Source organism: Paenibacillus sp. Cedars, assembly GCF_003184205.1.
In the GTDB taxonomy this organism is placed as follows: Bacteria; Bacillota; Bacilli; order Paenibacillales; family Paenibacillaceae; genus Paenibacillus_AQ; species Paenibacillus_AQ glucanolyticus.
The window spans coordinates 209,846-220,000 of record NZ_CP020866.1 but is presented as its reverse complement, the minus strand read 5'-3'; the positions used below and the strand labels follow the sequence as shown (position 1 = coordinate 220,000).

Sequence of the window (10,155 nt, the reverse complement as noted above, 5' to 3'; positions counted from 1 at the left end):
CTTTTTTTCGTCTTGTGTAACTTTATGAAGCGTCAGAATCTGGTATGCATTACAGATCAGCAAGGGTACCACCATAAATATGGTCGCGTTGCTTACTCCGATCTGGAGTACCCCGATAATCTCAACAATGGAAATCGCCATCATAAAGAAGAGAGTTGGAATCCACGCATTAGCATTCGTGCTCTTCACTTTTAGATAAGCAACCATAACTGCGATAATCAGAATTGCGATTCCCAAAATCAAATCCTGCTGTAAGCTTGTTGAACCCCCGACGAAAGTACGGAAGAACATCAGCTCCAGTAATGCAAGAACAGCGAGCACAATCTGAATGTATTGCCAGGTCTTCCTGCGGAATATGCCTATCCCCATATAATTCAGAGTCAGGTATGCAAAAAAGCCCATCTGGGAATACACACTCACGAGCGCCCCCGAGCCTAACAAAATCAACGGGTATATTAATACATCGGCCCATCCTGTGAATTCGATCGCACCATTAAACAGCTGCAGTATCAGACCTACAATTAATGCAGCAACTGCTCCAACGAGCAGCGTTTTCAAAAATAATTTAGACCACTTTCGTAAGCTCAACTAACTTCCACCCCCACAGATCATTATTTTACCAACGTTCACAATAAAAAACCATTCTGAATCCGACATATTTCCGCAAAACCATCGCATACTATCCGTAGAACCGTAAGAAAACATGTATCGATGTACTTATACAGAAGACAAAAGGAGGACAACGGTAATGAAGTGGCCGTTATTTCGTTTATGTTTTATCGTCTTCGTTGCTGCCATGGTGCTTACCGCTTGTGGTGCAGAACAAAGCTCGTCCCCGCAGCTTGGATATAAAGAAATCAAATCCATGGTGGTCGACATTCTGAAAACTGACGAAGGAAAAAAGGCAGTCGAAGAGGCGCTTGGCAGTGGATCTGGAGGCACCTCCAGCAGTGGGTCGATGGGAATGCGGATGATTTCCGCTCAATCGGGTGAACAGATTCGTACGGCTGTTAAGGATACACTAGTGTCAGACGAGTATAAAAAAGAAATCGAAAAGATTATGACCGACCCTAAATTTGCCGGTGATTTTGCCAAAGCGATCAATTCCGAAAGCAAACAGCTCCATATGCAGCTGATTAAAGATCCAACGTATCAAAAGGCCATTCAGGATATGCTGAAATCGCCGGATGTCATGAAATCGTTTCTTGAACTGACCAATACGCCGGACTATCGCAAACAGTCCATGACCGTAATGCAGGAAGCCATGCAAAATCCGCTCTTCCGTATGGAGGTGCTGGAGCTGCTCAAGTCGGTGGTGAAGGAAGAGCTTCAACCTAAGGTAGAGAAGAAGAAACAGGGTGAAGGTCAAGCGCAGGGCGAGCAGGGCAGCGGTGGCGGAAGCGGTGAGAATGGCGGCGAAGGTGGAGAAGAGAGCGGTGAAAGCGGTGGCGGAGGTTAGACACATAGCTTCAAACAACAACAAGCTCCCTGTATGGGAGCTTGTTGATTATATACATCAGTAATTTATTTACGTTCGTTGTTGTCTTCAAGCTTGGACGTAATTCTTCTGGCTACTTCATCATAAATGACTGCACTCTCTGTTCCCGATTTATAAACGGATGGAGAGAAATCCGGCTCGGAAGGGTGATTGTCCGGTCCTCCTAACGGAAGCTGCGCGAGCAGTTCGGTATGAAGTGTCTCGGCAAGCTTTCCGCCGCCTCCACGGCCAAATACATAATCCTTCTCCCCACCGTGCGCACATACGTAGTATGACATATTCTCCACAACACCCAGTATTTCATGATCGGTCTGCAATGCCATTGCACCTGCTCTGGCTGCAACAAATGCGGCGGTTGCATGCGGAGTCGTTACGATAATCTCTTTACTCTGTGGAATCATCTGATGCACATCAAGAGCGACATCACCTGTGCCTGGAGGGAGATCCAGCAGCATGTAATCCAGTTCGCCCCACGCGACATCACTGAAGAACTGACGAAGCATTTTGCCAAGCATCGGTCCACGCCAAATCACAGGACTGTTCTCGCGGATGAAGAAACCCATCGACATGACTTTGACACCAAACCGCTCAACCGGAATAATCACGCCGTCTTCGGTCACGGTTGGCCCCTCTTCAATCCCCATCATGTCTGGCACGCTGAACCCATAAATATCAGCATCAATCAATCCTACCTTCTTGCCTTGACGAGCCAAGGCAGCAGCCAAATTCACAGTAACGGTGGATTTGCCTACCCCGCCTTTACCGCTGGCTACCGCAATAAAATGGATCCCTGACTGCTCGCTCAGGAGAGTGTTATCCTCCATGCCGGCAGCATGTCCCTTCGTCAACTTGTCCTCATTGCTTGGCTCTTTAGCACGCGCAGTTCCACCTGCATTACTGTCAAGAGGGCGCATTCGGATATGAATATCTTCCGCCCCCATGGCTTCAAGGATTTCTCGGATCTGCGCTTCCAGGGAAGCGCGTACATCTTCGCTGCTGTAAATCACAGATAACCGCACCGTGCTTTCCTTTACAACAATATCACGAATACGCTGGAGCTCCATCAAGCTCTTCCCAGTTTCGGGATCACGTAAAGGCTGGAGTATCTCCTGTACCGTTTCTCTAGTCAGCATATAAGCACCTCTGCTCTATGTAATGGAATAGATGTTTCAATATCGCGTCTATTATACCATTACTCTGCAGCTTGTGACGACTCGCTGATGGAATCGCCGGAGGAATAACGCAAAATTCCTTTGTAGACGGAAGCTGCGACCATTCTCTGATATTTCTCATCCCTGAGCAGTTCGGATTCCTGTGGATGGGACAAGAAACCTACCTCCACCAGCGCAGACGGCATGCGCAGAGCTTGCAGCAAAAATATTTTATCGTCCGTTTTTGCCAGACGCTGCGTGTTCTCCAGATTGTTCCTGATCTCATCCTGGATTAATTCAGCCAGCTTTTTGCTGTCCCCATTATTCGGAGGAAAAAACGTCTGTGCCCCTCTCCAGCGATTAGACGGAATGCTGTTCAGATGCATGCTGATAAACATATCCGCCTTGCTGTCTTCAATCTTCCGCACACGCTGCTTGAGATCCTCTGTTTTCCGTTTGGAATACCCCTTCGTGCTTTCTGCAGCGAGGTCGTAGTCTCCTTCTCTTGTCAGGATGACAAGAGCTCCGGCTTGCTGCAAGTAATCACGTAAATAGAGGGTAATGGCCAGGTTCACATCCTTCTCGATGACACCCTGCCGGCTTACCGCCCCACCATCAGGCCCACCATGTCCTGCATCGAGTGCGATGACTTTGCCGGAAAGCGGCAAACTCCAGGTATTGGACGTTTTGGCAGTTGGGATTTCGTACGTCACCACGATAATGAGCAGTGCCAGCAGCGCGATCCCTATTATGGTTTGCTTGATTCTCTTCAACGATATCCACACCGTAACCTTGTCCGATCTCCGCCTGGACATAACAAAACCACCTCGTCCCATGAGTTGTTCTACTCCATCATATGGGACAAGGTGGCTATTTATACCTTCTGTTATACCGTGATCTGTTCTTTCATACCCTCTATCAGCACTTGAGCAACTTCCGGACGTGTGAATTCCGGCGGCGGACAGAGACCTTCCCGGAGCAAACCACGCACCTTGGTTCCGGACAAGGTCAGATGGTTCTCTTTTGGATGCGGGCATGTTTTGCTTGAGGCCATGTTTCCACAGGTTGTGCAGAAGAAGCTGTGTTCGAAGAAAAGAGGTGTAATATCAAGCTCTTCCGCCGTGAAGTTTCTGAAAATTTCCTGCGCTTCATAGGTACCGTAATAATCGCCAACCCCCGCGTGATCCCGGCCGACGATAAAGTGGGTACATCCATAGTTTTTCCGAACGATCGCATGAAAAATAGCTTCTCTAGGCCCTGCGTAACGCATCGCAGCCGGGAATACACCCAAAAAGGTACGATCCTCAGGATAGTAATTCTCCAGCAATGTCAGATAACTCTTCATTCGTACATTAGCAGGGACATCATCTGATTTGGTTTCCCCCACAAGCGGGTTTAAAAAAAGTGCATCCACAATTTCCATTGCACTCTTCTGGATGTACTCATGTGCACGATGAACCGGGTTACGTGTTTGAAAACCGACAACCGTATTCCAGCCCTTGGCTCTGAATTGTTCACGGGTTTCTGCCGGATCAAAATAAAATTCCCCAAACCTTGCCGGCTGCGGGCGGTTCAAAACTTGAATGGGGCCTCCTACGTAGATTGCCGATCGTTCAAAAAGTTTCTTTACACCAGGGTGCTCCGGATCGTCTGTCTTAAATACTTGAACAGCCTCGACTTGCTGATCTACCTGATAGATGCTCTCTACATCGATAACGCCGTAGATCACACCGTCCTCTTCTCCTACCAGCGCAGCTTTCTCGCCTACAACGAGGCTAGCCGCTGTATCCTCATCAACAGCCAGTGTGACTGGAATGCTCCACACCGTGCCATTAGATAAACGCATCGTGGATATGACTGACTTATAGTCCAACTCGTTAAGAAACCCTTGCAATGGCGAAAATGCCCCGACTCCAATGAGATCCAGGTCCGATATGCTCCAGGCGTTAACAGATATCTTAGACAAAGTGTCTGCCTGCTTCAAAATAACGTCACGCTCTTCTCCGTGGGCTACCCGCTGTACCAGCGTACCTCCATGAGGGAGTATGGCTGTCATGAATGATTCCTCCTCTGTTGCTATGAATGAATTAACATCTTATTAATGGATTCTTATTTATGAAGTCCGCATTCCGTCTTCTCATGTCCTGACCAGCGTCCTGCACGCGGATCTTCCCCAGGAAAGACCTGCCGAGTGCAATACTCACAGCCAATGCTCGGATAATTCTGATCATGAAGCGGATTGTAGATAATATCGTTAGCACGGATATAATTCCACACGTCTTCACTTGTCCAAGCTGCAATGGGGTTGAATTTGACCAAACCAAACTTCGTATCGTATTCGATCTTCTTCGAATTGGCACGAGTCGGAGCTTGATCCCTGCGGATTCCTGTAATCCACGCTTCATACTGGGACAGAATCCGAGTGAGCGGCTCTACCTTACGAATGTTACAGCACTCGTTCGGGCTAACCCTCCACAGTTCTTCCCCAAACTGAGCTGCCTGTTCTTCCGGCGTAATGAGAGGAGATACCTTTACAAACTCCAAGCTGTAGTGCTCTGCCATCCGGTCCCGAGTTTCATAGGTCTCCTTAAAATGAAAATCGGTATCCAGATAGAAAATATCTGTTGATGGGCTGATCTTCTGAATCATATCCACCAATACCACATCTTCTGCTCCAAAGCTGCAAGCGAACGTTATATTGGGAAATGTCTTGATCGCAAATGCTATGACTTCCTCAGCCGTTGCATGCTCAAGCTCTTCTGCCTGCACTCTGATTAAATCTTCTTTCTCCAGCAAATTCATGATTATGCCTCCCCCGTTATTAATCCCGATAATCCTACTGAAATAATATGAATTAAATACAGTATAAAACAATCCTAATAAATGTCAACCATCAAATCGACACCTTTAAAAACGAAAAAACCTTTCCTGCACTAGCAGGAAAGGTCTTCATGTTACCCCAATTTCCAAACATTTTGACAAATAGCAAACTTAGTCTACTGCCACGGTTGCCTCTGCAGCTTTGGCGGCAACAGGACTGGAACCTTTTCCATCCGTGTCCTCGGATTTTGGAGCAGGTGTCTGATTTGTCGTTCGCAGCGGAATTTCCTTCAAGAAGAAGACAAGCAGCAGTGCTACTGCCAGAACTACCGTACCTGTCAGGAACACCATGGACAATGTATTCCCAAGCGCATCACGGATCGTGTCGATCATTTGCACGAATAAAGGCTGTACATCAGCAGGAAGATTTGCCTGTGTCTGCTCGATGAGCGGCTTATTCATCAGTGTCTGCGGATTGGCGAAGGACAGCAACTGCTGCGCTAGCTGCGGATCCACAGAGCTAAAATCCGGCGCATTAGCCGATTGAAGTGATTCCTTCAGGTTCTTCGTCAGATTATTCGACATAACTGTACCCATAACCGCGATACCAATTGTACCTCCAAGATTACGGAACAATTGAGACGAAGCCGTTGCCACGCCAAGCTCCTGGTGAGATACCGCATTCTGAGTTGCTAAAGAGAAGACCGGCATGCCCAGACCCAAACCGATACCGAAAATCACGGTACTGATCACAGTAAGCCAGATATTGTCCATAAACACCATAATGCCCATGCCCACCATCATAATTGGAACTCCAATAAGTGCATAGCGTTTATACTTACCGCTCTTAGCGATAAGCTGGCCTGCTATCGCACTCATACCCATCATGAAAATCGACATAGGTATGGTTACATAACCCGCATATGTTGGTGAGATACCAAGTACGCCTTGAACATAGAAGGATATATAAATCATGGCACCCATCAAACCAAAGTTCATAAAGAATCCAATCAGATTGGATACCGTAACTACGCTGTTCTTAAACAAACTGAGCGGCAGAATCGGCTCTTTGGCTTTCATCTCGATAAAAATAAAGATGAGGGCCGATACAACCGAGCCTGCTATAAGACCGATAATTTCCGGTGACCCCCAAGGGTACTCCGTGCCCGCCCAAGAGAAAGCAAGCAGCAAGGGAACGATGGAAGTTGTAAGAAACAAGGAGCCCAGATAGTCAACGGACTGTCCTGTCTTGCGCTCAACCTTCGGAAATAACGACCAGATCATGATAAAGGCTACCACGCCCAGCGGCAGGAAGATCCAGAATAACCAGCGCCACTCAATGTTATCTACCAGGTATCCGCCAAGAGTTGGTCCAAGGACACTGGAGAAGCCGAATACGGCTGTCATGAGTCCCATCCACTTACCACGTTCTCGAGGTGGGAATAAGTCACCGACAGACATAAATGCTGTCGATTGGATTATACCGGCACCAATACCCTGAATACCGCGGTATATGATGAATTGGTACACATCTGTTGATGTACCCGTAAGAAAGGCCCCCAACATAAAAAATAATATACCTATTAAGATGAACGGTTTACGTCCAAACATATCAGACAGCTTACCAACCAGTATCGTTGCTATGGTTGATGTCAGCAAATAAATGTTGATGGTCCATGTATAATAATCCATGCCATCAAGAATAGCGATAATTCGCGGCATTGCCGTGCTTGTTATCGTCTGGTTAATGGCTGCGAAGAACATTGCGGCCATAATGGCTACCATAATTGAAACTTTACGTTTAAGCGTTAAATGCTCCATGCTCCACCTCTACCCATTTTGATTATCTATGTTTGACAGCATCAAGGAAAAAATCCGATTTAGATGCTCTATGTCTTCTTCAGAGAGATTGTCAAAGAACCCCTGAATCACTTCTTTTTGATCTCTTTTCACACTTCTAATGATCTCAAGCCCGGACTCCATGATCGTGATATTCACGACTCTGCGGTCATCCTCAGCACGCTCTTTCTGCAGATATCCTTCTGCGACCAATTTATCCGTCAGCCCCGTAATTGCCGGTGGGGTCAAGGACAAGGCCTCTGCAAGATCAGATACCTTTTGCGGCCCCCGCAATTTTAAAACATACAACACTTGAAATTGTGGGTATGTGACATTGTACTTTCCGGCACCTGATTTCTTCCATTCCTGCGATATGTTCTTTAGCAGGGCACGAAACATAGATGATACTTTGAAAATCTGTTCACTTTTATCCAACAATATCCCCCTTACCACATTCAAAATCATTTAATCAATTAATGATTAAATATTAATTATTTAAGTACTTAATTAATTTGCATTTATTAATATATCTCTATTTACATATCAAGTCAAGTGGTGATGGATGTCATTTTCAGCGGAATGGAGGTGCAATCGGTTCCTATATCCTCAGGTTGTGCACATCATGTGCACAACCTGTTTTATTTGATGTGATATCACATGCTTCACCTGCGGTTATGTGCATATCATTGTGGACAAACATAAAAAAGCTCTTGACCATAATTGGCCAAGAGCTTCGTAGATCGAGAATATTAACGTTTCGAGAACTGAGGTGCGCGACGAGCTGCTTTAAGACCGTATTTTTTACGTTCTTTCATACGTGGGTCGCGTGTCAGGAATCCAGCTCTTTTCAGAGAAGGACGGAATTCAGGATCTGCTTTCAGAAGAGCACGGGAGATACCGTGACGGATTGCTCCAGCTTGACCGGAGATGCCGCCACCGTGTGCGATGACAAGCACGTCATATTTGCCCAGTGTTTCTGTCAGATTCAAAGGTTGTTTAACGATCAGTTTGAGTGTTTCCAAACCGAAGTACTCATTAATATCACGTTTATTGATGACAATTCGTCCTTCACCCGGTACGAGGCGTACACGTGCTACCGAATGTTTACGACGACCTGTCCCATAGTATTGTACTTGTGCCATGAAACTGTCCTCCTTTTTAATTAACCGCGAAGTTCGTAAGCTTCTGGTTTTTGTGCTTCATGTGGATGCGCTGCGCCTGCATATGCTTTCAGTCTCAGCTTCATTTTTTCGCCCATGCGAGTTTTAGGAAGCATGCCGTGAACCGCACTTTCGATTACACGCTCTGGGTATTTAGCAATCAGGTCTTGAGCAACAGTTACTTTCAATCCACCTGGGTGCAGGGAGTGACGATAGTATTTCTTGTTCTCCATCTTTTTGCCAGTGAGGTGGATCTTCTCGGAATTGATAACAACCACGAAATCCCCTGTGTCAACATGTGGAGTGAATTGAGGCTTATGTTTGCCGCGGATCAGAGCCGCAACTTCACTTGCTAAACGGCCAAGCGTCTTGCCTTCGGCATCAACGATGTACCATTTGCGCTCAACTTCATTTGGCTTCGCCATATAGGTGGTACGCATGTATAGTTCCTCCTTGTATTCGTCCGAAAATCATCATTAATTTTCATCATTTATCTTCGTTCATGTGTAAAGCATTGTCATGGTGTTGCAGTCTTGCCATCGGCATTTTCTTAACCGGGGCTGTGGGAGAGCCGTTAAGAAAACACAACTTATATAATACAGGATTACGCCCACTTACGCAAGTGTTTTTTAGGTTTACTACCTGAAACCTTGCGCATTACCGCCGGAACATCAGAATTCCTGAAGCGGATTCTCATTCCCTGTGATATCGTATTCCACTTCCCACAACATCAGGCCCTTGCCCATGGCTGTAGGCCCGGCTGCTGCCCGGTTCTTGGCCTCCAGTATGATCTTCATATCATCCGGATGACGCTTGCCTTCCCCGACCTCAATCAGCGTGCCCATGATAATTCGAACCATATGCTGCAGAAATCCATTCCCGGATAAGTACGTATGAATAACCCCCTGATCTCTAGTGCCGGGGCGGCACATCGAGGTATCCCTCTCAAACCAGGCATCAAATATAGTACGTACATGGGACGATTTCGTCGACTTCCGCGACGCAAACGTTGTATAGTCATACGTTCCGATCAGATGACGAAGTCCCTGCTCCATCGCTGGGATATCTAGTTGTCCATAATGATGGATCTGATAGCGGCGATTGAATAAGTCCGGATGCTGATTCGCATTGATCGTATAGCGGTAGGTTTTGCGTTTGGCTGCATGGCGGGAATGAAATTCCAGAGGTACCTCCATCGCATCCGAAACTACGATATCTTCCGGCAACCAGGTGTTTAATGCCATACACCAACGCTCCAAGGGAATTGGAGAAGCTGTGTAGAAATTGAATACTTGGGCGCGTGCATGCACCCCAGCATCCGTCCGGCCAGAAGCAGTAATCTTGAGCTGTTCTCCGGACAAGCGATGAATTGCTTCCTCCAAATAATCCTGAATCGTGTGGCCACCGGGCTGGGTCTGAAAGCCGTTATAATCGGTACCGTCGTAACTGACCCTCATCAGAAGATTACGCATTGCTGGCCTCCTGAGTGCTTTTTAGCTCAGTATTTCCAAGGCTCGTTCTGCTGAGGCGTTTTGACGCCTTCACTTATTCGGAGCTATTGGGATACCAGCCTAAAGCCAATACACATTATCAAAAAAAGAGCCCCATAGGAGCTCCTTTTCATCATGTTAAGCCGAACCCTTCGAGTCAGCCACATGACTAGAAGGTCCCCGTTATTACTGCCCAT

Annotated in this window: 11 protein-coding genes (1 of these 11 running past the window's edge); 1 reads left to right on the top strand and 10 read right to left on the bottom strand. The window is 46.8% G+C overall.

Going from position 1 to position 10,155, the window contains the following annotated elements; genetic code table 11:
- Nucleotides 1-588: the 5' portion of a KinB-signaling pathway activation protein gene (locus B9D94_RS02510; protein WP_036638446.1), read on the bottom strand. The gene continues 6 nt to the left of window position 1, outside the view; the window shows 588 of its 594 coding nt (coding positions 1-588); its start codon is at nucleotides 586-588; its stop codon lies off the left edge, out of view.
- 160 nt (nucleotides 589-748) lie between these two features.
- Here B9D94_RS02510 and gerD point away from each other — a divergent pair, with 160 nt between their 5' ends.
- A complete protein-coding gene (gerD, locus tag B9D94_RS02505; RefSeq protein WP_148246402.1) occupies nucleotides 749-1,459 on the top strand; it encodes a spore germination lipoprotein GerD in 711 nt (236 codons plus the stop codon).
- A gap of 65 nt (nucleotides 1,460-1,524) precedes the next feature.
- Here gerD and B9D94_RS02500 read toward each other — a convergent pair whose 3' ends face one another.
- The 9 genes from B9D94_RS02500 to truA all read right to left on the bottom strand — a co-directional run bounded on the left by B9D94_RS02500 (nucleotide 1,525) and on the right by truA (nucleotide 9,940).
- On the bottom strand, nucleotides 1,525-2,631 hold the full coding sequence (locus B9D94_RS02500) for an Mrp/NBP35 family ATP-binding protein (protein ID WP_148246401.1): 1,107 nt from the start codon (nucleotides 2,629-2,631) through the stop codon (nucleotides 1,525-1,527).
- Between the two features lie 59 nt (nucleotides 2,632-2,690).
- Nucleotides 2,691-3,464 (bottom strand): N-acetylmuramoyl-L-alanine amidase CwlD, encoded by a 774-nt coding sequence (cwlD, locus tag B9D94_RS02495; protein ID WP_006212886.1) that lies wholly within the window; start codon nucleotides 3,462-3,464, stop codon nucleotides 2,691-2,693.
- A gap of 71 nt (nucleotides 3,465-3,535) precedes the next feature.
- The gene (gene sat / locus B9D94_RS02490; RefSeq protein ID WP_006212887.1) at nucleotides 3,536-4,705 is read right to left on the bottom strand and encodes a sulfate adenylyltransferase; all 1,170 of its coding nucleotides are present in this window, start codon (nucleotides 4,703-4,705) and stop codon (nucleotides 3,536-3,538) included.
- Between the two features lie 53 nt (nucleotides 4,706-4,758).
- Nucleotides 4,759-5,451 carry a phosphoadenylyl-sulfate reductase gene (locus B9D94_RS02485; protein ID WP_006212888.1) on the bottom strand — a complete coding sequence of 231 codons (693 nt, stop codon included), beginning with the start codon at nucleotides 5,449-5,451 and terminating at the stop codon, nucleotides 4,759-4,761.
- 189 nt (nucleotides 5,452-5,640) lie between these two features.
- Nucleotides 5,641-7,290, bottom strand: a complete 1,650-nt coding sequence (locus tag B9D94_RS02480) for an MDR family MFS transporter (RefSeq protein WP_148246400.1) — start codon at nucleotides 7,288-7,290, stop codon at nucleotides 5,641-5,643.
- Nucleotides 7,291-7,299: 9 nt separating this feature from the next.
- Nucleotides 7,300-7,743, bottom strand: a complete 444-nt coding sequence (locus B9D94_RS02475) for a MarR family winged helix-turn-helix transcriptional regulator (protein WP_006212890.1) — start codon at nucleotides 7,741-7,743, stop codon at nucleotides 7,300-7,302.
- Nucleotides 7,744-8,057: 314 nt separating this feature from the next.
- Nucleotides 8,058-8,450: a 30S ribosomal protein S9 gene (rpsI, locus tag B9D94_RS02470; protein ID WP_006212891.1), complete on the bottom strand. Its 393-nt coding sequence runs from the start codon at nucleotides 8,448-8,450 to the stop codon at nucleotides 8,058-8,060.
- A 20-nt stretch (nucleotides 8,451-8,470) separates the two neighbouring features.
- Complete coding sequence (gene rplM / locus B9D94_RS02465) at nucleotides 8,471-8,908, bottom strand: 50S ribosomal protein L13 (RefSeq protein WP_006212892.1); 438 nt, start codon at nucleotides 8,906-8,908, stop codon at nucleotides 8,471-8,473.
- 231 nt (nucleotides 8,909-9,139) lie between these two features.
- Entirely contained in the window at nucleotides 9,140-9,940 is an 801-nt protein-coding gene (gene truA, locus B9D94_RS02460; protein ID WP_036638433.1) for a tRNA pseudouridine(38-40) synthase TruA, read from the bottom strand.
- Between the last annotated feature and the right edge of the window lie 215 nt (nucleotides 9,941-10,155).

Bases quoted from the DNA above. Each gene is read 5' to 3' on its own strand.
- gerD (WP_148246402.1), top strand. From the start codon at position 749: ATGAAGTGGCCGTTATTTCGTTTATGTTTTATCGTCTTCGTTGCTGCC.
- B9D94_RS02500 (WP_148246401.1), bottom strand. From the start codon at position 2,631: ATGCTGACTAGAGAAACGGTACAGGAGATACTCCAGCCTTTACGTGAT.
- cwlD (WP_006212886.1), bottom strand. From the start codon at position 3,464: ATGTCCAGGCGGAGATCGGACAAGGTTACGGTGTGGATATCGTTGAAG.
- sat (WP_006212887.1), bottom strand. From the start codon at position 4,705: ATGACAGCCATACTCCCTCATGGAGGTACGCTGGTACAGCGGGTAGCC.
- B9D94_RS02485 (WP_006212888.1), bottom strand. From the start codon at position 5,451: ATGAATTTGCTGGAGAAAGAAGATTTAATCAGAGTGCAGGCAGAAGAG.
- B9D94_RS02480 (WP_148246400.1), bottom strand. From the start codon at position 7,290: ATGGAGCATTTAACGCTTAAACGTAAAGTTTCAATTATGGTAGCCATT.
- rpsI (WP_006212891.1), bottom strand. From the start codon at position 8,450: ATGGCACAAGTACAATACTATGGGACAGGTCGTCGTAAACATTCGGTA.
- rplM (WP_006212892.1), bottom strand. From the start codon at position 8,908: ATGCGTACCACCTATATGGCGAAGCCAAATGAAGTTGAGCGCAAATGG.
- truA (WP_036638433.1), bottom strand. From the start codon at position 9,940: ATGCGTAATCTTCTGATGAGGGTCAGTTACGACGGTACCGATTATAAC.